This is a genomic window from Runella sp. CRIBMP (assembly GCF_009905605.1).
Classification (GTDB): domain Bacteria; phylum Bacteroidota; class Bacteroidia; order Cytophagales; family Spirosomataceae; genus Runella.
The window spans coordinates 1-24,692 of sequence record NZ_JAAAKZ010000029.1 but is presented as its reverse complement, the minus strand read 5'-3'; the positions used below and the strand labels follow the sequence as shown (position 1 = coordinate 24,692).

The following is a 24,692-nucleotide window of genomic DNA, read 5'->3' as shown; positions in this document are numbered from 1 at the left end:
GTACTCTATCAATCCCAACATTCCATAATCAACAAATCTCCTGCACTCGCCGAGATTTTCACAAACCCATCTTCCGCTGATTCGTTGCTGTTGCCACTCCGATAGCCGAGCCGCAAATAATCTCCTTGAAGGTTGTATTTTAAGCCTTCCGTTTGGATTCCTTCCACCAATCCGACGGGCACGAGCGAAATGGGCGTGCCTTTTACGTACCATTTTTCAAAGGTTCCAACCAACGGAAAAATCTTGGAGTAATCGTCCAGCATCACGATTTTGATTTGGTCTTTGTAGCGGACAATGTTGGTCATATTTGTCAGGCTATGGTCAGCGCGGCGGCCCGTTGCCCACACAATGTTTACGGCGGGGAATCCCCGTTCTATCAAAAATTCAATGCCTTTTTCCAAGTCCGTTTTGTCTTGGTCGGGTGCATAGACAATTTCGAGCGGATAATGTCGGGAGGCAATTTCATCAATGTCAACATTGTGGTCAAAATCACCCAACAAGACATCTACCTTTATTCCCAAATCCAATACCCGATGAATGGCGTGGTCGAGCACGACCACAAACGGCGACCATTCGAGCAATTGTCCCATCAATTCAAAACTACAGCCCTCGCCGTTGGCAATCAAAAGGGCTGGTTCCTGCTTTTCGCGAACAACGTGGTGTGAGGACATTTTTCAGTGGTTAGGAGTGAGAAAATATCATAATACTAAATACCCACTCCTATTTTTGGGAATGAATGAATGATTGATAACGCAAAGAAAGCGACAAAAAGCCACTTGGTACGCTCAAAAAGTTGTTTTTGTTGAGATACCCACGCCAAAATACCCAACGTAAACAGCAATGAAGAAGGAGCCAAGCGCCTGAAATATAGACTTTCGATGGATGAGTCTGTGAGGTAAACGGTTATCGTAAAAAGCAAATAAGCGAAGGCCACTATAAAAAAGGGCTCTTTTAGCATGAACTTAGTCATGCTGTCCGCATTGATTTTTATCTTTTTCGTCAATATTACGTGCCGCACAATCAGCCCAATAAGCACCCATTGCAACAAGGCAATGCCATAAATAAACCACTTGACCAAATCGCTCAAGCCAAGATTTTTTAGGTCCCAATCACGTATTGCAAAAAACAATACTTCCTCCCCCCAGCCGCGCATTCCCCGCCCAAGCCGTTGATCGAAAGGCTCCGTGGGCCAAAATCCATGTCCACCCGTGTAAGTATCTGTGTGGTAAAAATTGAAGAATAAATACCCAACTATCCATACCACAAAATAGAAAACCGCCTTGTATTGACGGCGGAGCATCAATGGAATCAGCAAAAAAATACCAGCATAACGCGTAAAAAAGGCGGCCACAGCAAAAATCACGCTACCTTCTTTTTGCCATTGATTTGCGCGCTCTGTTGGAGAAAAAAACACGCAAAAACCCAAAACGAATAAAATAAACAGCGTTTCTGACCACGTATTTGTGTACAATTGAATCAACGACGACGCCGAGAACCCTAACGACACAAACCACGCGTTTTCCCGAAAACGACGCTGAATCAACCAAAAGCACCCCGCTAATGCCAGAAGATTCACAATTTTAGAAGCGGTTTCTACAGAAAATGTTGTCAGCCAAGCCATCCCGGCAATCAGCGCAGAATAGCCAATCGGCCAGATGGCGCAGAAAGTTTCTTTTCCTTCAAAAGTAATAGCATAGCCCTTGCCACTGAGCAAGTTTTGAGCCGCCTGAAGATAAAAATGAGAATCGGGGGTTAGAAAATAGGCAGAGTCTGCGCGAAGTTTGAGATAAACTACCGCACAAATGAGTAGGAATTGAAAAACCAAGACAATGCGATTCAGCATACTTATTCCCCTGAAGATGTCTATTATTTGCCTATTCCAGCACTTTTCAGGGTGACAAATATAGTATTACTTATCCGCATCTGCCATGCGCTCGCGCGCCTTAGGCAGTTGCCACCAAGGCAAATACGGATAGGCATGATGCTCCAAATGGTAGCCAAAAAAATAACAGCTCAAAAACGCCTTCACGTGATTAAGCGATTGACTGCGCGCATTGAGCGGTGGATTGTGATGCTCGCCGCGATGGGGCAAATAGGTGCCGAAATAAAACAGTTGAAAGGTGCTCAACACGGCAGGAATCATCCAAAAAACCACCAGATTTTCCCACGGATACCACAGTTTCAAAATGTTGTATGTCACCGCCATCAACAGCACTTGCAACACTGAAACGTACTCTTTGGCAAAAGCAAAAAACCACAAAAAGAAATTGGGATGCCCGTCATGATAATCGGGGTCGTCGGGGGTCGCAGCGTGGCGATGATGCAAATGATGCTTGGACGAGAGTTGTTTGTAATTGTTAAACGCAAACAATGAGGCACTTAGAAAGCCTATCACATAGTTCAATCGCTTATTATGAGGAGCCACCACACCATGAATGGAATCATGAGCGGTGATAAACACCCCCGTATAAAGGTGCATTTGTAGCAACACAAAGACATACACCAACGGGTCGCGAAAATCAAGGGGGTAATGGAGCAAAAAAAACAAACTTCCAAACCATAACAACAGGACTGTGAAGGCTATCCAAAGTCCTTTTTGGCCGATTTTGGTAGGTTTGATAACGGGAATTGAAGACATCACAAAAAGTGGTTATGCATTTTTAACGAAAACGCGAGGTCTTTTGTTCTCACACCCCCACAACTACACAAACTCTTTCGGTGATTGCCCCGTAAATTTCTTAAACGCCCGGTTGAAAGTCGATTTGGAATTGAAGCCGCATTCCATCGCTACCCCCAACAGCGATAAGTGCGCGTTGGCGGGATTTTTGAGTTGGCGTTTGACTTCTTCAACGCGGTATTCATTCACAAAATCGTTGAAGTTTTTGCCAAAGTTTTGATTAATGGCCGCCGAAAGCATCGAAGTATTGGTTTTGAGTTTGGTGGCCAAATCGCTCAACGAAAGTTCAGGTTCGAGGTACAGCTTTTGTTCTTTAAACAACTGCTCAATTTTCGGTTTCCACTCCGAATAATCATTGGTCGACCCAGATGGTGGATTAGCGGGCGGGTTGGCGGTCTCCCCCACCAACGATAATCCAATGGCCTCCACTTTATCATCTTTAAAGATGAGTTTGATAGGCTGATGCTGGGCGTATCCTTTTATGCCCACATAGGCGATGATTACCACCGTGAACAAATGCCACCACCAATCCTGCTCAAAGGGCAAATCGCCCAAGGCCCAATCGGCAATGGACCAGCTCAGCTTAAACACTTCTCCCGCAATGATGAGGTAAATAAAATTGCGAATCCACACAAAACTGATGGTTTCTGTATCGGAAAACTGGGTTTCGACCCAGCGGCGGTATTCTTTGTAGAGCCGCAGCGATTGATAAAAATAATAAATGTACGAACCCCAAATGGCAATGCTCTCCAGCCAACCCAACCAATACGCCAATTCCGAACTTCGAAAGGCGTCGATCGACTTTTTTCCCTGCACAAAGACTACGAAATTAACCATAAAGTAAACGACATAAAACGAGTAATGCCACAAATGGGCGGCTTTGAACCGAAAATCACGGTTGATTTGGGCTTTTAGATAAAAATAAATCGTGGGCGCAAAGGCAAGGTGAAAATAACGCGGAAAGCCGTCAAATTTTTCCCAAAGGATATTGATTCCCGAAAAACCAAACGTGTAATCCTGAATCTCCATGGCGAGAAAGAACATGACCCATCCCAAAAATTTGTCGGAAAGCCGCTCTTCCTGCCAACCACGAAACCACAATAAAACCGCAAATAGTAACCCTAAAAAGTAGCCGAATTGTAAAGGCGTTTGATAGATTGACATAGAGAAAATGTGCTTTTTCTACAACCTGCTTGGCGTACTGTTTGTTTAATGTTTTATCCTAACAGAACCATTACCCATTATTCCAGAAATGTGTTCTACTTTGCCAGGCCCAAACTGACCTACATTTCCGTTGCCAGAGCCATGCGCCGTGAGCGATATTTGCGCATGTACGTCCACTTTTCCGTTGCCGTAGGATTTAACCTTGGCAGTTTTGGCAATTAGATTTAGGGCGTTAACATCGCCATTCCCGTCCTTTTTAATGTCGAGTTCGTCAATGTTTCCTTGGAGGATAGCGTTACCATTGCCACTATTTTCTAACCTGAAATACCGCCCTATGATACCCGTCACGTGCAAATTGCTGTTACCTCGGTGCTGAATCACGGAGGCCTCGGGCATGGTCACCTTCACTTTTATGCGTGTACCTTCCACGTAGAGTTTATTGCTGGCATTTCCTTGCAAACCAATCGTCAACACGCCCTCTTTTTCGTCTTTACCGACATGCAGCAACGACTCTAAGTTTTCGTCAATTTCGATTTTTATCGAGAACGTTTTCCCAATTTCTACTTCAATCTTTCCATCCAAATCTTCCAGATTAATCTTGTCAAAATCCCGAATGTTATAACTCTTCTGAACAACTTTCCCGGTGCCTCTTAACGGCCCGCGCTGGGCCTGAGCAAATAAGACCATCAGACTAAAAAACATACTTATAAACACTGTCTTTTTCATGATTTTTATCTTTACACAATTGATAATAAGTTAATTAAAGGATGTTTATGGCTGTAACCGTGCAAAAATCTACCATAACACTGGTTATGTTTTTAGAAGTCAGATTACTTTTTGTAACCCATTGACAGTCCCGTATCACCTTTCACCAAAAGCTCCACCGCAACTTGTTCGTTGGATTTGTTTTCGATGCGCAACGCGGTGTTTTTGCTCAGTTTTGTCTTAATGGTTTCGTTGGGTTTTACGGTTACGGGCGAATGTCGCCCACCGCCAATCGGCGCTTTCCATAGTTGTACCTCGTTGGCCGATACATTTTTTAGTTTGACCGAAAACTTTCCGTGTTCGTTATTCCCCAATACAAAACTGTCCTGCGCTTTAATAGTGGTGGTAGAAGTGAGCGTCCGGCACGACGTAGTGATGAATCCCAAGGTGATGATGAATGCTGACAGTAACTTTTTCATGGTTTGTAAGATGGTTAGTCAATTGCTCCGTTGCGATTGATGATGCAAAAGTGGAGCAAGGCCAACCCTTCCATGCTTCAAAACATGATTTGACACGTCTCAAATGATGATTTGAAACGTAATGTTTGCGAAAACGTCTAAAAAGCTGCATTTTCGGGGCATCAAACAACAGATGTATGTCAAAAAAGCAACGTAGCGGCATCGTTTATTCCACCGACCCCAGCTTTCAATATAACGACGACGATTCGGACGAAGACGCCGAGACACCCACGCCCAACCAGCAAGAACTTAAAGTATGGCTTGAGCGCAAGGGCGGCGGAAAAGTAGTGACGGCCATAAAAGGATGGACGGGAAAAACGGGCGACATGGAGGATTTGGCCAAACAGCTCAAAACCCTCTGCGGCACGGGCGGCACAGCCAAAGACCGCGAAATTTTAATTCAGGGAGATTTCAGAGATAAGATTCTGACGTGGCTGTTAGCCAAAGGCTACAAAGCAAAAAAAGCAGGAGGTTAAAGATTGGTATAACGTACGATACTCTCCTATCTTTTCCTTCTTTTCGTGAGGGCTTTTTCGTTCAACTTCCATAATTGAACCCCAAAATAGGCAAGTGTGCCGCGAGGCTGTACGCTTCGGCTGACGAGCGCTCCAAAATTACTGAAACCAATATAGGCAGGCCCGAAACGCACCGAAAACCCAATTGTTGGATTTTGATTGCCGTTTATCCATGTAACTGGCAGAGTAAACTCCACATCTTCACCTTCAAAACGCGGGGTCAATGAGAATAGCTCAGGTTGAAAAATATACGTTGGCAACACGCCCGTATTGGTCGGTTTTATCCAAGTGGCATTCACAAAAAACGACTTCGCAAACTGTACGTCAGCATCTATGTTGATGGTACGCGGAAGCTGTGTTTCATAGCCATAGTCGCGTGAATCAGACTTCCCCAAGATTGTTTCTAGGTTTTTGACCGAGTTATTCCCCAAATCAATAATTTGTTCCTGATTGATAGTCAGCTTATTGAGCGTACCGCTGTATTGTTTTCCCGTACTTGGGTACGTGATTTTGCCCGCATCCGTAATCGCCGCCCCGACGCGCAAAATATAATTGGCCCGGTCTTGAGAATGGTTTCTGATACGCCCTAATTCTACCGTAGCACCCAAATCAAGCGCCGTACCCGAGCCATAATCAGCCGAAAACAAACTACCTAGCCCAAAGGCTTTTACGGGTTGAGTGTAGCCGTATTCGTAATTTACATTCGATAAATCAAGGACATACTCTTCCTGGTTGAGCGGACGAACTTGATAATTGGCGCTTTTGAGGTTAAGGTACACGTTTCTCGCGCCCGAAAGGCGTTTGATGGTCGCTCCCACTTTGACCCGAATCAGCCCCTCTATGCGTATGGGCATGGCTGCAAAGGTCAGTCCCGTTTCAAAAAAAGAGTGTTGATTAAACGTAAAATCTTTAAAACTCCCCGTAGAAGCCTTGGTAAGGCCATCGTCAAGGCGGTTTTTATAGCTATCAAAAATCACAGGCGGAACCCCTGACCCTTGCACAAATCCTCTCATACGTGACTGAAAACCCACGACAAGCCAATTGTTTTTCCCCAAACCCACGTAGCCCGACGGCGTTCTGAGCTCGGCAGTTACATTGATATTTTCGCCTTGTGTTTGCGTACCAGTCAGTTTTGTTTTTCCATACATATCTTTTTCGGCGTAGGCATTCCTGAAAGGATGAAAAAGTGCATCTGTCCTAAAATATTTAAAATATCGATTGGTGATAGTCGCATTAAAAGACACCAGATTGATGTGGTACCGATAGCGCGTCCCCGCGATTGAAGAAGGATTGAAGGTTGCCCGGTTGATACCTGCGTAGTTGCTGCTATGCTGCCCGATAAACTCCTGAGCAAAAACCCGTTGAGAAAATACTTCAATAAATAAAAGTGTAGTCAATGTCCTTAATTTCATATACCGCCGTCTCAATGTAGTGTTGTGGATATAACGAAAAGTATGCCAAAAATGAGCAAAAAACAATAAAAAATGATTCCAAAAAGTAAATAACGACATTTAATGAAGAGAGACGATGCACTATGGAAAGGTTTATTGGAAGATATTTTTGACGATTTTCTTCGTTTTCATTTCCCAAATGCTGATGATTTGTTTGATATGAGTCGTCCGTTTGAGTTTTTGGATAAAGAGCTTGAACAGCTTTTTCCCGCCGATGAAAATGATTTTTCACCCAAATACGTAGACAAATTGGTTAAAGTTATCACTAAAGAAGGGCTCGAAGGATGGATTTTAGTGCACATAGAAGTGCAAGGCTCTCGGGATCGTGATTTCGCCGAGCGTATGTTTACATATTATCATCGTATCAAAGATAAATACAACAAACCCATTACCGCTTTTGCCATTTTGACTGACAAAAATAAGTCATTTCGGCCAACAGCATTTGTGCAAGAATTTTTAGGAACAAAAATCAACTATGAATTTAACTCTTACAAAGTATTAGATGCTGATACTGAGTTATTGCAGCAAAGCAACAACCCCTTTGCTATTGCCATTTTGACCGTACAGACTGCATTGTTGAAAGGAACATTCGACGAAGAGAAGCTGTTTGACTTAAAGACCGATCTGGCAAAACACCTGTTGAGTAAAGCTATTTCGAAAGAAAAAATTAGATCGTTAATGCGTTTTTTAAAACTCTATATTCGTTTTGATAATGAACGCTATATTCTTAAATTTGAAAATACATTAAATCAACTTGCTAATCGTCAAACAACTATGGGCTTAGAAGAATTTGTATTGGACAGAGCCAAACGGCAGGGACTGTATGAAGGCAGAAAAGAAGGAATAAAAGAAGGCTTGAAAGAGGGTATGGAAATAGCCCGCCTTGAAAAAGAGCGCGCTTTTGTGACCAATTTGTTAAAAAAAACCTCTTTGGATATACTTCAAATTGCCGACATAGCAGGCGTAACCATCACATTTGTGGAGGAAATAAAAGCGACACTAACTGCCTAATCACCGCGCCATACGTTCTTTATACAACTCTTTCTGTGCATTTTCGAACCGAAATTTCCCTTGCTCAAAGTAACGAAAAAATCATCCTTCAAACGCCCATTTTGACGGTAGGGTCGTGTTTTGCGGAAGTGATTGGACAAAAATTGGTCGATAACAAAGTCCCTACCCTAGCTAACCCCTTCGGGACTATTTTTAACCCGCTTTCCATCATAAAACTTCTTCGGCAGTCTATCAACCGGCAACCTCCCGACGAAAATTTATACGTTGAAAATCAGGGCATTTGGTTTCATTATGACTTTCACTCTTCGTGCTGGGCTCTCACTAAAGAAGCCCTTACTACGCAGTTGACTCATCAGTTGCATCGGGTACGGGAGTGGCTCTTGAATACTAAGTGGTTGATTATTACCTTCGGAACAGCGTATGTTTATCGGCAGATAGCTACCCAATGTATCGTTGCCAATTGCCACAAAGTGCCCAACAAACAGTTTAGGCGCGAGCTTTTATCTATAGAAGCCATTGTAGAAGATTTCAGGGGTATTTGCTCATTACTCCGTTCAGAAAATCCTTCCATAGCGGTTATCTTGACCGTAAGCCCCGTACGGCACACCCGCGACACCCTCCCGCTCAATGCCGTTAGTAAATCCATTTTGAGGGTTGCTTGTCATGAACTAAGCGAGACTGTGGAGAATGTCCATTACTTTCCCGCTTACGAACTTTTGCTGGATGACCTGCGCGATTATCGCTTTTATAAACCCGACCTTATTCACCCCAACGAAACTGCGGAGCAATACATTTTTCAACGGTTTTCAGAAACCTATTTTGATGATTCCCTGAAACAATTTGCCAGAGAATGGCAGAAACTAAAGCAAGAAATGGCGCACCGCCCGCTACAACCCAACTCTGCGGCCCACAAACTATTTCTCAAAAACTTGCTAAAAAAACTTCAAAAGATGAGAATAAACGTGGAGGTAGGTGCTGAAATCGCCTTTGTTGAAAAACAACTCCAAGCGTTTGAAAATTAGAACGACAGTGGCCACTGCTCAATCCACCGTTTCAGCAACGTAAAGTTTTTCGGGCGCGGTACTTTCACGATAGAAACGGCTCTTCTGAGTCGAATACAATCTTCAAAATGGCGCTGTAAGCCCCCCCCCTCTAACAACCGCGACGGAAGCGGAAAATGCGGAAATAACTCCACGGGCGTCTGTGTTAATTTTACAACTCCTACTTGTTTGGAATAAGGCCGTTGCAAAATAATGATTTTGTGAAGCGGCACGGGTTCGCGGGGGAAATTAGCAATCGGTTGTTGATACAAAAATTTGTTATGCCCCTCAAAAGCGGGTTGCAATTGAGTTTTATCAAACCCTAAGTTATTCACCGTATTTTCCCAAATCTTAAGCTCAGGAAACGCGGGTAGTACGTAGGGTTTTCCTTTTTCATCGAACCAAACGGCGGTCAAATCATCACTCAATATTGTATAATCCCGCTGCGCAAACGCCGACACCGTCGTTGATTTGCCCGCTCCTGGCCGCCCGATAAAAATCGTTGCCTGCTCTCCTATTTTGACGGCGCTTCCATGAAGCAAAAAAAGATTACGTTGAAACAACACCATTCCCAAGGCTTCGCTCAACGCAAAAAGCCGAAAAACGCCATCATCATTGGTCATTTTTTCGTACTCTAACCGATTTCCTAATAGGGCTTTGAAGCGCGCAATTCCTTCCCAGTCTAGCATCGTAGCGTTGCCTCCACCACCAAATATTGCCCGTACCCCTTTTCGATAAATTTGCGTTTGAAATTGCTTTTCCGCAGAAAATCGAGCCTTTTCTATGATAATATCGGCTTTACCTTCACCCTTGGGCAATTGAAGATCAATATCAGAATCAATAGTTAATGTATACGCGCGAAAAAGCATCAAGGAATCAATTAAAGAATTAAATACAAAAAGGAAACTCCCAGTATTCCTAAACTATTTCCACGAGTTTTTCGCTCATTAATTCCTTCAAAAGCGTTTTTATATCGTTTTCACACGTGACTTCATCAATTTCAAATTCGGCTAAAACCGCTTTTTTCAACTCTTCAACGGTGGCGGGTTTCTGTTGCAAATGCTCCCAAATCAGCGTGCCTACTTCATCAAGTTCATAATATACCCCCGCATCGTGATTTAGGATAATCGTCTCATTATCAAGACTCGATGATACTTGATTGTGTGTGAGTTTAAAAGTTTGCGATAAATCAATATTCATGTCAACTTACGTTTTATTGCTTTCGTGTACTGTAAATCTAAGCGATTCACTCGATTCCATGAATTGAACTTCAGATCGACAAATTCATTTTTTGTGTCAATGAATAAAATGTACACCCTTAATAAGCGTAAAATTACCATTTTCAGCTAAAACTCCTCCTCAAATAATTTATTTCAACAAACCTACTCTTATGATGACGACCGTTTATGAACGATTTTCATCAAAATGTAAAGCGTATTTAACTGCATACTATATTTGGGTAAATGGTTATCTGCCTTATAAATCGTGACAAAAAATTATTGGTTACTTATTGGATTGGCGCTGTTGGTAGGATGTACCTCTTCTGGGCCAATTCCCAAAGAATCTGATTACCGCTTTTTCCCTTTGGAAACTGGGCGATTTGTAGAGTACGAAGTGCAGGAAACGTCCTATGCGCTGAGCAAGCCCCTTGTAAAAATCTCTTATTTTCTGAAAGAAGTTTGCGGCTCCGAACTTAAGGGGACAACGGGGCAATATCAAATCAACCGTTTTAGAAGAAACACTGCCGACCAAAACTGGTCACTAGACTCAGTGTGGACCGCCTACCTCCTACCCGACCGCGCCGTAAAAATCGAAAATAATCGTCCCATCTTAAAAATGATTTTTCCGCTTTTCGACGGTCTTACGTGGAACGCAAACCAATACAATACCCTACCGCCCCAAACCAGTGAAGCTCGCTTCTCCAATCTGCCCTTTAGTATTAATTCACTCACGTTTTCTAGCAATTTGGAGATTGTCCAACAAAAAGATTCAAGCTTGGTTTATTTGGTTAATTTCACAGAACGCTACGCCCCAAACGTCGGGTTGATTTATAAAGAAAGTACCAGCCTACAATACTGTCAAAACGCCGATTGCCTAGGGAAAGGTATCGTTGAATTTGGCCACCAAAAAATCCTAAAAATCAACGCATACGGCAAAGAATAACGCCCGCTGCGTTAGTCAATAATGAACTTTCCCGTTGCTATTTTTTCTCCAATTCTGCAACGATATATGTATGTTCCAGAAGCAGGCGGGTCGGTCCAGTACAATTCGTTTTCACCCAGTTGGGCATCGAATTTTACCTCCTTGACTTTTTTCCCTTCTTCGGAATAAATCGTCAAAACACCCTCTACCACAGATCCGCTCAACTCGTAAATAAATCGAGCATAACCCCTTGAGGGATTGGGTGCTACGACGATGTTCAGTCGCTCTTGCACCTCCTCAATGCGGAATTGAACACGGTACGGAATTCCCGCTCCATTTCCATTCACATCCCTTGCCTGCACCAATAATTCATACTTCCCAGCCGCCAATACACCTGGTCTGAACTGAACAGCTAGATTTCGAAGTGTTTTCAACTCAAATAACCCATTGGTCAGTAATTTGAACGGACAGGAGTCGCAGGCTTTGAGGTATAATTGAACCAAATTGGTGTCTAATTCCAACGGATTATCATCAAAAAGCAAAACATTAAAAACAGGCATTGAAGACACAAGTGCCCCATTCTGAATCACTTTACCATCAACGGTCACCTCCATGACAGGATTAACACGGTCAGTTGTGGTGTATGCAGGGTAGCGCGTGAGCGGTTCTACCAATGGCCAGTTTAACGTCAATTGTGCTTCGTTGTTTTGCTCGTTCAATTCTTCAATCTGCTGTGTCGCATCCAGAAATACTTTTATATTGCTAAAGCCAGCGTTCTTTTTAATGCCCAAAAACAGCGTGTCTTTTTGAGTCGGAGCCTTTACCGAAAACATTCTGGAGGAAACCGTGCCGTTGGTTTCTGTTAGGCTAAGTTTGATGGTAAAACTTTTTAGCCGTTCATCCACTTTTCCTGCATTGGTAATGATAACGCCCACCTGCACCGAATCTGACTGCGAAAACGATTTGGGGCTTTGAACAAACATCCCCTTCGTTTCAACGGCATAATCAGGTTTATTGATTTTAAATAACACCACCGCTGGGTCGCCCAAAAGAATGAGTTGATGCACATTGGCAATGTCAAATTCGTTCTCTTTGGTGGTGGCAATGGTGTTACTCACTTTCTGCAAAATTTCACCGATGGGCCTCCCCAAGGTTGCTTCTTGGTCAAACATGGCCGAATAAAGTTCTTTCAGGTAATGCGCCGAAATGGAAGGATAACTCCAAAAAGAATTGGAAAGCACGCCAATTGAGCCTTTTTCGGGCGTCAGCAGCCAATCAGCCGCTAAGGTTTCGTACCGATAAAAGACATTCCCGACCCCGCAGCCATTGAAATACATAAACGGGTACCGACCTTTATTGGCCAATTGGGTGGTGGGGTCGGAGGCATAGCCAATGTTGAGGTCGGGCACGGTAGGCGACGCGTGCCCCATAAACGTAACCATTCCCACCCCCTTGTTGACCTGTTCGGCGATGGAAAGATTCTCTACGGGTTCGGTAGTGCGCTTTGTATATACTTCCACCTTGCCGCCCAATGATGATTTTTTCACAAATGGCTCCAAATCGGCCAAAATTCCTTTTAATTGTTGTATTTCTTCTGCTGATTTGCCGCCACTCAGGTGGAGAATTGTTTTTGTATTCAGGGCAGGCGGCGCTTTTTCAAATTCCTTTACTTTATTCAAATAGGCCAACACCTGCTGAGGGGTGGAAGCGCTTATACGACCCGTTCTGAACGCAGGCGTATTTGGGTCTACACCACCCAATCCCGCCGATAGCAACACATCCGAACCTGGATAGCCGAATGTAGGAACAAAATCACGGTCTTGCCCAGTTTTGAGGACGTCAGGAAAACTCACCCCATTGCCGATGAGCAATAAGTAAGGGGCTTTTTTGCCCGACTGGAGTTGATAATTGAGGAAGTTCCGAATGCTCAATGGCCCGCGCTCACCATAATTAAATTGATCGTAGAGTTGCTCTATATCGGCAACCAGTACTTGATGACCTCCTCCTTCGGCAGATTTGCGGTAATCGGCATAGGCTTGGGCAGCGTTTTCAAGGGTTTTATGGGTAACGATAACGTAATCAACCTCTGTGGGGTAAGGGGTAAAGTTTACTTTTTTCAAAGACTCAACCGATTGAATAACTGTTGTTACAAACAATGTTCGGGATTGTGCCGTGCCCAGCCCAACGGCCTGCCAACGCCCGTTAGACCATCTACTTTCAAGCACTCGCGGGTTCATGGATTGGGTTACATCATAGAAAATCGGGGTAACCGATGAGGGTATCCCTGCAATGGCTACTGTTGACTGGTTGGCAGGATTAGGGAGCAGATAAAAATATTTTGAAGCACGGTCGGTCATTTCAAATCGCTGAGGATAAACGACTTCGTATTTCGTGAGAGAGTAGAACTCGTACTGATTGTTCAAATTCGATTTCATTCTGAGCGCAAACATATCCCCAGCGTTAAGCTCATTTTCAGCAACCGTGGCATTGACGGATTGATGATTGAATCCAAAAAAATCAAGGGTTGAAATTGTGCGTTGTCCCACCGAGACATTGAGCAAATGAAACGATTCATAGCGACCGTTCAGCAAGGCCGTGAGTTGAATGGGATGACTAGACGATGCCACCCGATTGGTGAGCGCAATCATCACCTGCGCCAACGAATCGCGCCGAATCAATTTGCCCGTCCATCCTTCGCCTTTTTCGTAATAGCTTTGCTGTAAAAAAGGTACCAAGCCATTGTTATTATTGAACGACCATTCCTCTTTGTACTGTTTTACCTCTCGTTCTAAATGAAAGGCTTCGGGAGCGGCAGCACTGGCCTGATACCCAATTTCCTCTATTCGTTTACCTTTATGATTAGGAACAATAGTCAAGAAATAGGCGTTTTCGTCACTGTAAAGGCTCACCGTCGTTGGCGGGCGGGCCGAGTAAGGTCGGTAAACTAGACTGTCCTGAACTCCAGTGTTTGCTTGAGAGAAAAATTCTACATAACTACTTTCCGTTAATTTACCATTAGTGACTCCCGCTACCCGAACCGCAACTTCTTCTCCCCGATAAAATAAGGACAACTGTTCTGCTGGTGCGGACGCAACTGGAAAACCCGCTTTGCGCAATTGGTCAACACTGATTCGGTATACCCCTTCTTGCTTTACCGTAATTTTGAAGTAGGGCTGTTCATAACGAATCCAGTCATTGGCATAAGGGAGAACTTGGGCCATCAAGTGCTGTATGACTGCGGTCAGAAAAACAGATAAAAACAGTAGTTTTATTTTCAACTTCTTCGTGCCTTGGAGCGTCCAAAATCGCTCGTTAAATCTGCCTCAATTTAATAATTGTATTCATTTTGGGGAGTAGATAAAAGAGGAAAGAAAGTAGAAATGTGTAAACGGTAAAGGTCCATCATTCGGTCACATATTTTTATAATTTTGCTCATCGAGGTCCCCTAAACCCAAAATAACAGCATATTGGGCGCTAAGTCCTGTATTTTGTAACTTTCCTTTCTTTTTTGGTGTTAACAAATTTCAAAACCTCCTTATTGGCCATTATGAACGAAGAAAAAAAAAGCGGAAAAATATTTGACTGGCCCACCCTTCGCCGTCTTTACACCTTCATTAAGCCTTACCAAAAACAATTTTATTTCCTCATTGCCATCATTTTACTGAGCGCATGCTTAGCGCCATTAAGCCCGTTATTGATTCGTTATACCATTGATAATCAAATCGCAACGGGTGATTACAATGGACTTGTGGTCATGCTTTTGATTATGATTGGCATTTTGTTGGTGCAGGCAGTGATTCAGTTTGCCAATACCTATTTGGCGGGTTGGTTGGGGCAAAATATCATCCGTGATATTCGGGTTCAGTTGTACGAAAAAATTCTTAGTCTGCGTCTAAAATTCTTCGACAATACGCCCATTGGCCGCTTGGTTACGCGGACGGTCTCCGACGTTGAAACCCTCTCCGACGTATTTAGCGACGGTATGGCCGCCGTGGCGGGTGATATTTTGCAGTTAATTCTAATCATCGGGGTGATGTTTTACACCGATTGGCGTCTGTCGCTCATTAGTCTTGCTACCGTGCCCTTCATGCTCATAAGTACGTATATTTTTAAGGAAAAAATCAAGGATTCATTCAATGAAGTGCGCACGGCGGTCTCCAACCTCAACTCGTTTGTGCAAGAGCACCTTACGGGGATGAACATTGTGCAGATTTTCAGCGCGGAGAAAACCGAATACCGTAAATTCAAGAAAATCAATACCATTCACCGCGACGCCAACATACGTTCGATCTGGTATTATTCGGTCTATTATCCCGTGGCCGACGTCATTGCCGCCGCCGCAACGGGTTTGGTCGTGTGGTACGGAGCCCGCGAAATCATGCATTACAACGCCTCATTTGGAACCGTAACCGCCTTCATCATCTTTATTGGCCTGTTTTTCAGGCCAATACGCATGTTGGCCGACCGTTTCAATACCCTCCAGATGGGTATTGTAAGCACCGACCGTATCCTAAAGCTACTCGACAGCCACGATTTCACGGTCAACAACGGTACTTATACCCCCGAAACACTGCGCGGAGAAGTCTCTTTCAAAAACGTTTGGTTTGCTTATAACGAAGAAGAATACGTCCTTAAGGATATTTCATTCGATGTCAAAGAAGGTGAAACCATCGCTTTTGTAGGGGCGACTGGCGCAGGCAAATCGTCGGTCATTAATTTGCTGAGCCGTTTTTATGACATCAATAAAGGTGAGATTTTGGTTGATGGCACCGAAATTCACAGCTACGAATTGGGCGCATTACGCCAAAATATCGGCGTTGTGCTACAAGATGTATTTTTATTTTCGGACACCATTCACAACAACATTACGCTCGGCAATACGTCCATCAGTCGTGCGCGCATCATCGAGGCAGCGCAGTTGGTCGGAGCGCATGAGTTCATAGAGCGGCTTCCAGATGGTTATGACTACAACGTCATGGAGCGCGGTGCTACGCTTTCGGTGGGGCAACGTCAATTAATCTCTTTTGTTCGGGCCTTGGTCCATGACCCAAAAATCATTGTGTTGGACGAAGCAACATCATCGGTCGATACCGAAACGGAAGAGTTGATTCAGAATGCCATTGAAAAACTGATGAAAGGCCGTACTGCTATCGTGATTGCGCACCGGTTGAGCACTATCCAGAAAGCGAGTCAAATCATTGTACTCGACAAAGGCGAAATTCAGGAAAAAGGAACCCACGACGAACTGCTAGAGCGGGGCGGGTTCTACGCCAATCTGTACCGAATGCAGTACAAGGAAGTCATTTCTTAATCAAGAAAGGAAAGCCACAAAAAGAATAGGCCAGAGAATATTCCAAATTTTAATGGATATCCCTCTGGCCTAAGTTTACTGCCTGGTTCAAGGCAGGTATTTATCGTAGAGTAGAGTATGCTTAAACAGTTATCGTTAAAAGCGTGTCATTTCTATCGATTATACCCCCATTCCGTTTTTCGAAGCTTGAGCATCTCCTCCGGCGCTACCCATAGCGCGGGTGAGGGTGGCAACTTTACCAACTACTTTCAGTTTCGGTGCGCGATACTTCTTTTTCATAAGGGTTTTTTTTATAAGTTGAATAAAAATTGATAAGATATATGCTTCTAAATAGATGCCAAATGAGTTTACTTTTAAATTCTTCGGGATAGTCGTTCGATTTGCAAATTTCTATACGTTTTAGAAATTCTTTCTCGTTTATCCAAGTACGAAGAATCGGATACTGCGCAACCGCATTTTTATAATACTCCTCAAATGAAGGAGTTGCAGTTAAGAGAGTCACATGAATTAGCGATTCAAAATTGACTTTTACCGTCCGAAGCCTTACCGACTCGGGCATTATCCCCTTCATAGCTTCCCGAATCGTACCCCTTCTTTTGCCTTCATTGAAGTTGAGCGTACTAGGCAACAGCAATGACAGCTCAATGAGCCGACGATCTAGAAATGGATGCGCTACTTTGAAGCCATGGTGGGCGCCTACATGGGCAAAAATGTCACAGAACTTGGTCATTCCCTCCGAAAAAATCTGCTGAAAATGCGGCAACAGATGTTCTGGTATTCCCGCATTATTTTCAGCACCCTTCATTTGGCGACTCACTTCGGGATGAGTCAGGGTGTATTTTTGGAGAGCTGGCCCTAAAATGGTGTAATTAGAATCAGCTTTTAAACGCCCAAGAGCGGTAATGGCAGGCCAACAAACCTCCAACCTGAATTTTCCCGCTTCCAGCAGAGACCTCCAATTGCCACGGCGGGTCAAAATGCCTTTTACTTTGCTCCATTTACGTTGGCCAATGCTATCTCGGAGTTCTGATTCTAGTAAAATTCCTTTGTAAAAAGTCTTGATTTTATCTGGCGACCAAGCGTTGATTCGTTTTAAAAAATTGAACTTAACGGCGTACTGGGCGTAGTCATCAAAGTTTTTTTCAAAAACCTCCCATTGGCCTTTTTTGAGAGGTTCCCATAATACATCCATGCCATAATCCACCACAATATCGCCTTCGTGGCCCGTCAGCAATACCCGACAGCCTTCTTTCTGCAAGCCCTTCATCCAACCCGCCTGCGCAGGGGGAGTTACCACAAATGCACTAGGGGCATCTGTCATGTAAGCTACCTCGGTAGTGGTTTCATAAAAATCAAAGTCACTTATTTTGACATAATGATGCCGAAACCCACCTTCGGCCAACACCGCTTCGGCATAGGGCTTCTCATCACATTCGGGTAGTTCTACATCCATGTGAAAGGTATGCAACTCCTTTCCTTCTGCTCGCAAAATATCCCTAGCCACACAACTCACCGAGGAGGAATCCAATCCGCCGCTGAGGTGGGCCGCAATCGGAAATGCGGTGCGGGTGCGACACCTAACGGACTCAATAAACGTTTTTCGAAACTCCTGTATGAAGTCTTCGTCCGTTTTTAAGTGGCTAAAACGCTCCAGACGCAAATCCCAATAAAATTTCTGAGAAAATTGCTCCGCCGAAACCGTCAGAAAATGCGCAGGCTTAACACTCTTGATAGATTGGAAATATGTACCATCTACGTACCTTCTGAAATCACTCAACTTTGAAAGATGAGCCGCAATTTTAAGTTCATCCAGATCTTGCGGGACAAAATCAAGCGCCAAAAGTCCTTTAATTTCGGAGGCAAACGCAAATACTTTACCAGGCAAATGATAATAATACAGGGGCCTCACTCCTATGTGGTCGCGAGCACAGAACAACTGGCTTCGCTGAGTATCCCAAATAACAAATACAAAATCACCAATCAGGCGATCAGCACAGCCTTCGCCCCATTGTTCGTAAGCCGTTAAAATAAGTTCACTATCAGGAAAAAAGGCTCTAGTTTCTTCGGGAATTTGTAATTCTTCAAGCAACTGAACGCGGTTATCTATACGAGCATCAGCAACGATGATTTTGCCCTGTGCACTTTCCAGTGGCTGACGCTCATAAACCGATTCTGGCGAGATGTGTAGGTACATTGAAACCATCCCCACCGGTCCTTCGAGGTACATATTCATGCCATCCACTGCCAGATGCTTTAATGAGCGTTTCATCATTTCCACATCCGAAAGTCGAACGTCTGAACCGTCAAATTTAAATATCCCCAAAAGACCATTCATCGAAAAATACTATATACCCTCTAATAGGTACCATTTAAGTACAAAAACCTCATTCATTTCACAATAATACGTATTTTATTCACACCAAAGGAATAATTTTATATACCCATAAATTAAAAATTACAGTCGCACAAAAATCGGATAGGAATAAAATCTCCAGATGATTATTATTTCTGCTTTCCAAAGCAGGCCGAGTGTATGCCGCTTAAATAAGGTCACACCATTGGGCAAGTTGAAGAAGGGCGGTGGTATCGCTGACCCCAACGCGGTCCATCATGTTTTTTCGATGATTACTGACGGTATTGACACTGATGGACAGTTCGGTGGCGATACGCTGTGAGTTATACCCTTTTGCAATCAGTTTCAGAACCTCCAACTCTCTTTTTGAAAGAATGTCGTGATTGAAAACTTCTCCCGTGCTAGAATGAAAATACGCATTGCACTGAGAAACACGTGTACATGACTGGCGCAACCAAGCAAAATTAGCGTTGTATAAGTGCGAAATGTTCTGGTTAATCATCAATACTACATTGGGTGTACCGTCGATACGGGCTGAAAGCGGCATGAGGGTGGCAAAAGACACCCAAGGTTTTCCGTTGAGTGGCTTGAGTCGCATTCCTACCCATTGAGTTTTTATAAATTTGCGCCGTTTTGGAGACACCGCCTGAACCATATTTTGAAATTGGCTAATGACCCGTTTAAATGAGGGCTGACTTTCGGGCCTTAAAAAGGCAAAAGGTAAGTATTGAGAAGTTAATGGCTTACCACTTTCACCAAACAGCTGTAGACAATTTTCGTTTGCATAAAGAATTTCAAGCCGCTCGAGGTCCAAAACCACCACAAAAGTCCACGGCTCAAGCAGACTATCATAAATATAATTCAGCGATTCAACAACCTCTTTGTAGTTGATTTGATGAGTCTGCTCTTTAGGTAATTCTTCAAAAAATAGGGGAACCGCGTCAGATTTGGGTTCGGTTGGAATCAACATTTAACGTTACTTTAGTTGGTTTAGGCACTCTCTTTGTACATCAGTAGAATCAACTCATTCACCAACCACCTGAGCATTTCTTGATTCTACTATCTACCCATAATTGCTATGAAAAGACTGATTAACACTGTCAAAAAATAGCACTCAAAGACATACTCAATTATAGTACTTAAGCTAGTTTTTCATTTAACCACTTTACCATTGCTCCAAATTAAGTACACAAACATCAATTATCAAATAGGGATATTTTTATCATTCTCCTTCAAACTTTTTCTATCGGCCCTTAAATATAAAAATTATAAGTTAAATTATAATTATAACTATTTAAAATACTTAAATTAATCAAAATATAGAGAATAAAAACAAATTATTACGAGCCTTATATTTAGCCATTAAAGGTAAATAAGTTATCAAATGGCATACTTAATAGTCATATTAGCTATTGTTTGGGAGGGGTGAGTATCCTACATTTGTAGATATAGGGAAAGCATTATTTCAATTAATAGTGCACAAATTTTAATCACTTTTTAATCTCATCCTTTACAATCAAATTTATGAAAAAAGCGTTTATTGCCGCAGGTTTTATCATGGCCATGATTGCCTGTAAAGAACAATCTCTGACCCCTACTGAAGATATAAACAACCATTCAAATGCCAAAGCTGGTGCCCAAACGGGTCAGGGGATCATCGTAGATTTTCAAGTAGATGCCAATTATGTAATTACCGAAGAAGTAACCTACCATTTTGATAAAGATGCGGCAGAGGCCTACTTTACCAATGGTACAGTTACAGGGCCCGTCATTACTACTGGTACTGGTGCTACACAACCTACTCCTGCTCAACCCGCACCTGACCCTATCAAAAACAGCGAAATACAGCAACAGAAGTGTACCTTCTTCAATGGCGGACAGTTAGCTGGATACACTTACAAAAAGACCGTTAACGGTACAAGAGGATGGAAATGGGAATGGACCTATACCGTTAATGGTGCACTTGTCGAACCTAAAACTGCCTGGACTTCTACCGTTACTCAGCCAGGTGTAGACCCTACCGTGCCCATCAACGCCTATATTGCTGGGCTTTCGATGCTTAGCTCTACCCAACACCCCAGCAAAGCTTCCTTCAGTTTATTGAGCGACGACGGTCTCACCAATCGCGTTCAAGACCTAAAAATCTTTGTAGACGGTGTTGAAATTGCCGCTCCTGCCAATACCATCACAAACGGAGAAAATTTCTATTATGCCACTAATGCAGGCTCAAACGGAGTGACCTCCCTGCTTACCCCCTACGAAGGACAATGGGCATTCACAATCTTGACGACTGATTCATTCAGTGGCAACAATGATCCATCAAATGCTATTCGCGCCAAAATGGATGAAGTAGTAACAACCCTCGGCGTAGGAACTCACAGCATTACGCTTACAGGTATTGTAAAAGGAAACGCTGCCAGTGCGGCGGTTCCAGTCTCAGTAACAAAGACAGTAACCATCAACGGAGGCTGTAATCCTTAATCAATAACTCCGCAACGATTCACTAAAAAGGGTTCACAGCTTGCTGTGAACCCTTTTTTAAATTGTGGGCAGTATAAATACCAATCAATGTCTAATACTCGTGCGGAAGCGGCTGGTTGATTTGCTCGTTCCACGGCAGGCCGTGTTGGTTGAGCAGGTCCATGAATGGATCGGGGTTCAGTTCTTCACAATTCCAAACACCCGCTTTCATCCATTCGGCATTGGTCAGCATCAGCATCGCTCCAATCATGGCCGGCACACCCGTGGTATAGCTAACGGCCTGCGCCCGCACCTCTTTCCAGCATTGGGCGTGGTCGCAGTTGTTCCATACATAGTAGGTTTTATCCTGTCCGTCTTTGATTCCTTTGATTTGGCAACCGATGGAAGTCTGTCCTGTGTAGTTCTCACCCAATGATTCAGGCGGCGGCAATACGGCTTTCAAAAACTCCAACGGCACGATATCCATGCCCTGAAATTTGATGGGCGCAATGCTTGTCATACCCACATTTTGCAGCACTTCCAAGTGCGTCAGGTACGCCTGACCGAAAGTCATCCAGAAACGAGCGCGTTTGAGGGTTGGGAAGTTTTTCACCAACGATTCCAATTCTTCGTGGTAGAGCACGTAGCTTTCCTTGGGCCCAATGCCCGGATAGTCAATGGCTTTGTGAATGCTCATGGCAGGAATTTCTACCCAAGCGCCATTTTCCCAATACCGACCTGGTTGGGTGATTTCACGAATGTTGATTTCAGGGTTAAAATTGGTGGCAAAAGCTTTGCCGTGGTTGCCAGCATTGCAGTCGATGATATCGAGATAATGCATCTCATCAAACTGATGTTTATTGGCAAAAGCCGTAAATACCTGCGTAACGCCCGGGTCGAAGCCACAACCCAACAAGGCCATCAAACCCGCTTCTTTGAAACGCTCCTGATAGGCCCACTGCCAGCTATATTCAAATTTTGCGACATCTTTGGGCTCATAATTGGCGGTATCCATGTAATGAACGCCCGTTTCGAGGCAGGCATCCATGATGGTTAAATCTTGGTAAGGCAATGCCACGTTGATCACCAATTTGGGCTGAAACGACTTGATGAGCACCACCAACTCCGCCACAATATCGGCATCGACCGACGCCGTTTTGATGGTTACCCCGTGCATTTCCTGAATATCTTGGGCAATTTTATCACATTTTGACTTTGTGCGGCTCGCCAACAGGATGTCGGTAAATACCTGAGAGTTCATGGCACACTTATGCGCCACTACGCCTCCCACACCCCCTGCTCCAATAATTAAGACTTTTGACATTTAAGTAACTGTAAAATTTAAAATGTAGAATGAAAAATGTAAAAATATCAACACAAATCACTTATAATCAAACTATTGCAATTTTTCTTAAGTTTAAAACTCATATCAATCAGGCAATCTTTCTTACTTATGAGTGAAATTTATGATTGCCTAATTCCGCAAAAACTCTTTTACCCAAAAATTAGTGGGCAAAGATACGATTCATGACCCTTTTTTGTGTTATTTAACCGTTAGATTTTCAAAAGTCGGTCGATTCTCTTTTAATTTCAATCGGATACCTTGGCGCTATGGATATTTTACTGCTTGTTTTAGGCTGTGCGGGATTATTGGTGGGCTTGGCGGGAGCGGTGCTACCGTTGCCTGGCCCACCGTTGAGTTTTGTCGGGCTTTTGTGCCTACACTTTAGCAGTTACGCTGACTTTGGGCAAATTACACTTTATAGCCTCGGTTTCATCACTTTAGCGGTTACGGTATTGGATTACTACGTTCCCATTTGGGGAGTTAAAAAATTTGGCGGTACTAGCTACGGCGCTTGGGGCTCCACCCTTGGTCTTTTACTTGGGTTCTTTGTAATTCCCGCGTTAGGCATATTTTTAGGCGCTTTTTTGGGGGCTCTCATCGGCGAACTCATGGCAGGAATGGAATTCAATAAAGCCCTCAAAGCTGCACTCGGCTCTTTTCTGGGGTTTGTCACGGGTATATTCATGAAAGTGGTCCTGTGTTTGGTCATGATTGGCTATGCCGTGGCGGCATTTTTGGCCTAATATTTTCTTTTTTCAGCCTTCTTCTTTTACCTACCACAAGAATCTGCATTTCGACTCCTCCGTGCAGTAATCATCTGCTAGTACACAGCAATCTCCGTTGATAGCTTAGAAAGCTTTTGACTCACATTTAGGATGTCATTTATGGATATTTTTTAAATGCTTATTTTTTGGAGAAAACACACATTTTTTAGCCCGATAAAAGACTACTTAATACTTAGACTTACATATAAACACATCCATCGAATTTTGTGTTTTTGGCACATTTAAAGGTGTTTTTTTAATAAAACTCTACTACGAATAGTTAAAATGACTATTGAACATGCACTATATATATTATTACTTTGCAAAAATGCCTGTCGCGTATATATATACCTTAAAGACAGTCAAACATATCAAATCTTTACTTTGTCTCAACTGCTTACATCTTATGCAAAAACTTTTATTTTTTCTAAATCGAATACCTATCATTCGATTTACTTTGTTATTACTGCTGTTCTGTACGGGCATCTCGGGTGTTTCGCTGGCGCAGAATAACGCTTTCCAAAGTCCGAGTTCTAACCCTACCGGTTATCCCGCTCCTTCAGCTACTCCTAGCAGTTTCACAGCTGGAATCCCAGTAGCACTCAACTTTACTTACAGAGCTGGCAATGGTTCTAATGCAATCACAGCATTTAGAATTGGACATGCTTTATCATCAGCTACTTGCAGCAATACACTTGTACCCGATATTTTATCTACGCTTACCGCTTCGCTAACAAATACAACAGCTACTATCAACACCAACGTTACTTACACAGGCTCTACTGGCTCAAGGATAATTGTAATACAGGCAATGAACGGAACAAACGTTATCGCAACTACCTGTATTCCCGTCACCGTTACTTCTCCTGTTACCTTTACCACCCAAATAACCAATGTTAGTTGTTTGGGTGGAAACAATGGCTCAATTACAGTTTCAGCTTCTGGCGGTACAGGCCCGTATGAGTATAGCATAAACAATGGAACAACCTATACCACAAACTCAAATAATGTATTCAATGGATTAACCGCAGGTGATTATCATGTTAAAGTAAAAGATAGCCAAGGTGCAGAATCAAGCTCTTTACTTGTCACAGTGGGTACCGCAGTTGATGTAATCAACCCCACGGCCATCGCTAAAAACATCACCGTGCAGCTCAACGCCGCGGGAACTGTCACCATCGCCGCCGCTGATGTAAACAACGGGAGCACCGACAACTGCTCGGTAGCCACCATTGC

The 24,692-nt window shown here is 43.4% G+C and carries 21 protein-coding genes; 8 read left to right on the top strand and 13 right to left on the bottom strand.

What is annotated here, in order from left to right:
- Window positions 1-8 precede the first annotated feature (8 nt).
- The 6 genes from GVN20_RS28660 to GVN20_RS28635 form a co-directional block, all read right to left on the bottom strand.
- On the bottom strand, window positions 9-671 hold the full coding sequence (locus GVN20_RS28660) for a thiamine diphosphokinase (RefSeq protein ID WP_166561632.1): 663 nt from the start codon (window positions 669-671) through the stop codon (window positions 9-11).
- A 35-nt stretch (window positions 672-706) separates the two neighbouring features.
- The gene (locus GVN20_RS28655; RefSeq protein ID WP_166561631.1) at window positions 707-1,843 is read right to left on the bottom strand and encodes a glycosyltransferase 87 family protein; all 1,137 of its coding nucleotides are present in this window, start codon (window positions 1,841-1,843) and stop codon (window positions 707-709) included.
- 66 nt (window positions 1,844-1,909) lie between these two features.
- Entirely contained in the window at window positions 1,910-2,638 is a 729-nt protein-coding gene (locus tag GVN20_RS28650; RefSeq protein ID WP_166561630.1) for a fatty acid desaturase, read from the bottom strand.
- A gap of 63 nt (window positions 2,639-2,701) precedes the next feature.
- Entirely contained in the window at window positions 2,702-3,841 is a 1,140-nt protein-coding gene (locus GVN20_RS28645) for an AraC family transcriptional regulator (protein ID WP_166561629.1), read from the bottom strand.
- A gap of 45 nt (window positions 3,842-3,886) precedes the next feature.
- On the bottom strand, window positions 3,887-4,567 hold the full coding sequence (locus GVN20_RS28640; RefSeq protein WP_166561628.1) for a GIN domain-containing protein: 681 nt from the start codon (window positions 4,565-4,567) through the stop codon (window positions 3,887-3,889).
- A 104-nt stretch (window positions 4,568-4,671) separates the two neighbouring features.
- Window positions 4,672-5,025: a hypothetical protein gene (locus GVN20_RS28635; RefSeq protein ID WP_166561627.1), complete on the bottom strand. Its 354-nt coding sequence runs from the start codon at window positions 5,023-5,025 to the stop codon at window positions 4,672-4,674.
- A 176-nt stretch (window positions 5,026-5,201) separates the two neighbouring features.
- Between GVN20_RS28635 and GVN20_RS28630 the strand changes: the two genes are divergently transcribed.
- Window positions 5,202-5,540: a translation initiation factor gene (locus GVN20_RS28630; protein WP_114460543.1), complete on the top strand. Its 339-nt coding sequence runs from the start codon at window positions 5,202-5,204 to the stop codon at window positions 5,538-5,540.
- Between the two features lie 26 nt (window positions 5,541-5,566).
- Here GVN20_RS28630 and GVN20_RS28625 read toward each other — a convergent pair whose 3' ends face one another.
- Entirely contained in the window at window positions 5,567-6,991 is a 1,425-nt protein-coding gene (locus GVN20_RS28625; RefSeq protein WP_166561626.1) for a DUF5723 family protein, read from the bottom strand.
- Window positions 6,992-7,093: 102 nt separating this feature from the next.
- Between GVN20_RS28625 and GVN20_RS28620 the strand changes: the two genes are divergently transcribed.
- Together GVN20_RS28620 and GVN20_RS28615 are read left to right on the top strand one after the other, a co-directional pair.
- Window positions 7,094-8,041 (top strand): hypothetical protein, encoded by a 948-nt coding sequence (locus GVN20_RS28620; protein ID WP_166561625.1) that lies wholly within the window; start codon window positions 7,094-7,096, stop codon window positions 8,039-8,041.
- Window positions 8,042-8,076: 35 nt separating this feature from the next.
- Window positions 8,077-9,063, top strand: coding sequence for a GSCFA domain-containing protein (locus GVN20_RS28615; protein WP_166561624.1), 987 nt, complete (start codon window positions 8,077-8,079; stop codon window positions 9,061-9,063).
- On the opposite strand, the gene GVN20_RS28610 is transcribed toward GVN20_RS28615, so the two are convergent.
- Together GVN20_RS28610 and GVN20_RS28605 are read right to left on the bottom strand one after the other, a co-directional pair.
- Window positions 9,060-9,950, bottom strand: coding sequence for a serine kinase (locus GVN20_RS28610; protein WP_166561623.1), 891 nt, complete (start codon window positions 9,948-9,950; stop codon window positions 9,060-9,062). The two genes, GVN20_RS28615 and GVN20_RS28610, sit on opposite strands and share 4 nt — an antisense overlap.
- 49 nt (window positions 9,951-9,999) lie before the next feature.
- Window positions 10,000-10,281 carry a PqqD family protein gene (locus tag GVN20_RS28605; RefSeq protein ID WP_166561622.1) on the bottom strand — a complete coding sequence of 94 codons (282 nt, stop codon included), beginning with the start codon at window positions 10,279-10,281 and terminating at the stop codon, window positions 10,000-10,002.
- 285 nt (window positions 10,282-10,566) lie between these two features.
- Here GVN20_RS28605 and GVN20_RS28600 point away from each other — a divergent pair, with 285 nt between their 5' ends.
- Complete coding sequence (locus tag GVN20_RS28600) at window positions 10,567-11,244, top strand: hypothetical protein (RefSeq protein ID WP_166561621.1); 678 nt, start codon at window positions 10,567-10,569, stop codon at window positions 11,242-11,244.
- An 11-nt stretch (window positions 11,245-11,255) separates the two neighbouring features.
- On the opposite strand, the gene GVN20_RS28595 is transcribed toward GVN20_RS28600, so the two are convergent.
- A complete protein-coding gene (locus GVN20_RS28595) occupies window positions 11,256-14,444 on the bottom strand; it encodes a C25 family cysteine peptidase (protein ID WP_166561620.1) in 3,189 nt (1,062 codons plus the stop codon).
- Window positions 14,445-14,770: 326 nt separating this feature from the next.
- Here GVN20_RS28595 and GVN20_RS28590 point away from each other — a divergent pair, with 326 nt between their 5' ends.
- Window positions 14,771-16,534, top strand: coding sequence for an ABC transporter ATP-binding protein (locus tag GVN20_RS28590; protein ID WP_166561619.1), 1,764 nt, complete (start codon window positions 14,771-14,773; stop codon window positions 16,532-16,534).
- A 235-nt stretch (window positions 16,535-16,769) separates the two neighbouring features.
- Here GVN20_RS28590 and GVN20_RS28585 read toward each other — a convergent pair whose 3' ends face one another.
- Both GVN20_RS28585 and GVN20_RS28580 read right to left on the bottom strand, forming a co-directional pair.
- Window positions 16,770-18,869, bottom strand: a complete 2,100-nt coding sequence (locus tag GVN20_RS28585; protein WP_166561618.1) for an asparagine synthase-related protein — start codon at window positions 18,867-18,869, stop codon at window positions 16,770-16,772.
- A gap of 205 nt (window positions 18,870-19,074) precedes the next feature.
- On the bottom strand, window positions 19,075-19,857 hold the full coding sequence (locus GVN20_RS28580; protein ID WP_166561617.1) for a LuxR C-terminal-related transcriptional regulator: 783 nt from the start codon (window positions 19,855-19,857) through the stop codon (window positions 19,075-19,077).
- 554 nt (window positions 19,858-20,411) lie between these two features.
- Here GVN20_RS28580 and GVN20_RS28575 point away from each other — a divergent pair.
- Window positions 20,412-21,368: a hypothetical protein gene (locus GVN20_RS28575; RefSeq protein ID WP_166561616.1), complete on the top strand. Its 957-nt coding sequence runs from the start codon at window positions 20,412-20,414 to the stop codon at window positions 21,366-21,368.
- Window positions 21,369-21,459: 91 nt separating this feature from the next.
- On the opposite strand, the gene GVN20_RS28570 is transcribed toward GVN20_RS28575, so the two are convergent.
- The gene (locus tag GVN20_RS28570) at window positions 21,460-22,671 is read right to left on the bottom strand and encodes a saccharopine dehydrogenase family protein (RefSeq protein WP_114460529.1); all 1,212 of its coding nucleotides are present in this window, start codon (window positions 22,669-22,671) and stop codon (window positions 21,460-21,462) included.
- Between the two features lie 287 nt (window positions 22,672-22,958).
- Between GVN20_RS28570 and GVN20_RS28565 the strand changes: the two genes are divergently transcribed.
- Both GVN20_RS28565 and GVN20_RS28560 read left to right on the top strand, forming a co-directional pair.
- Window positions 22,959-23,435: a DUF456 domain-containing protein gene (locus GVN20_RS28565; protein WP_166561615.1), complete on the top strand. Its 477-nt coding sequence runs from the start codon at window positions 22,959-22,961 to the stop codon at window positions 23,433-23,435.
- A gap of 427 nt (window positions 23,436-23,862) precedes the next feature.
- On the top strand, window positions 23,863-24,692 hold an 830-nt coding region (locus tag GVN20_RS28560; protein ID WP_166561614.1), incomplete at its 3' end, for a SprB repeat-containing protein.

What these genes read in the sequence shown, in the direction of transcription:
- GVN20_RS28660 (WP_166561632.1), bottom strand. Translation starts at nt 671, where the DNA reads ATGTCCTCACACCACGTTGTTCGCGAAAAGCAGGAACCAGCCCTTTTG.
- GVN20_RS28655 (WP_166561631.1), bottom strand. Translation starts at nt 1,843, where the DNA reads ATGCTGAATCGCATTGTCTTGGTTTTTCAATTCCTACTCATTTGTGCG.
- GVN20_RS28650 (WP_166561630.1), bottom strand. Translation starts at nt 2,638, where the DNA reads ATGTCTTCAATTCCCGTTATCAAACCTACCAAAATCGGCCAAAAAGGA.
- GVN20_RS28645 (WP_166561629.1), bottom strand. Translation starts at nt 3,841, where the DNA reads ATGTCAATCTATCAAACGCCTTTACAATTCGGCTACTTTTTAGGGTTA.
- GVN20_RS28640 (WP_166561628.1), bottom strand. Translation starts at nt 4,567, where the DNA reads ATGAAAAAGACAGTGTTTATAAGTATGTTTTTTAGTCTGATGGTCTTA.
- GVN20_RS28635 (WP_166561627.1), bottom strand. Translation starts at nt 5,025, where the DNA reads ATGAAAAAGTTACTGTCAGCATTCATCATCACCTTGGGATTCATCACT.
- GVN20_RS28630 (WP_114460543.1), top strand. Translation starts at nt 5,202, where the DNA reads ATGTCAAAAAAGCAACGTAGCGGCATCGTTTATTCCACCGACCCCAGC.
- GVN20_RS28625 (WP_166561626.1), bottom strand. Translation starts at nt 6,991, where the DNA reads ATGAAATTAAGGACATTGACTACACTTTTATTTATTGAAGTATTTTCT.
- GVN20_RS28620 (WP_166561625.1), top strand. Translation starts at nt 7,094, where the DNA reads ATGAAGAGAGACGATGCACTATGGAAAGGTTTATTGGAAGATATTTTT.
- GVN20_RS28610 (WP_166561623.1), bottom strand. Translation starts at nt 9,950, where the DNA reads ATGCTTTTTCGCGCGTATACATTAACTATTGATTCTGATATTGATCTT.
- GVN20_RS28605 (WP_166561622.1), bottom strand. Translation starts at nt 10,281, where the DNA reads ATGAATATTGATTTATCGCAAACTTTTAAACTCACACACAATCAAGTA.
- GVN20_RS28595 (WP_166561620.1), bottom strand. Translation starts at nt 14,444, where the DNA reads ATGGCCCAAGTTCTCCCTTATGCCAATGACTGGATTCGTTATGAACAG.
- GVN20_RS28590 (WP_166561619.1), top strand. Translation starts at nt 14,771, where the DNA reads ATGAACGAAGAAAAAAAAAGCGGAAAAATATTTGACTGGCCCACCCTT.
- GVN20_RS28585 (WP_166561618.1), bottom strand. Translation starts at nt 18,869, where the DNA reads ATGAATGGTCTTTTGGGGATATTTAAATTTGACGGTTCAGACGTTCGA.
- GVN20_RS28580 (WP_166561617.1), bottom strand. Translation starts at nt 19,857, where the DNA reads ATGTTGATTCCAACCGAACCCAAATCTGACGCGGTTCCCCTATTTTTT.
- GVN20_RS28575 (WP_166561616.1), top strand. Translation starts at nt 20,412, where the DNA reads ATGAAAAAAGCGTTTATTGCCGCAGGTTTTATCATGGCCATGATTGCC.
- GVN20_RS28570 (WP_114460529.1), bottom strand. Translation starts at nt 22,671, where the DNA reads ATGTCAAAAGTCTTAATTATTGGAGCAGGGGGTGTGGGAGGCGTAGTG.
- GVN20_RS28565 (WP_166561615.1), top strand. Translation starts at nt 22,959, where the DNA reads ATGGATATTTTACTGCTTGTTTTAGGCTGTGCGGGATTATTGGTGGGC.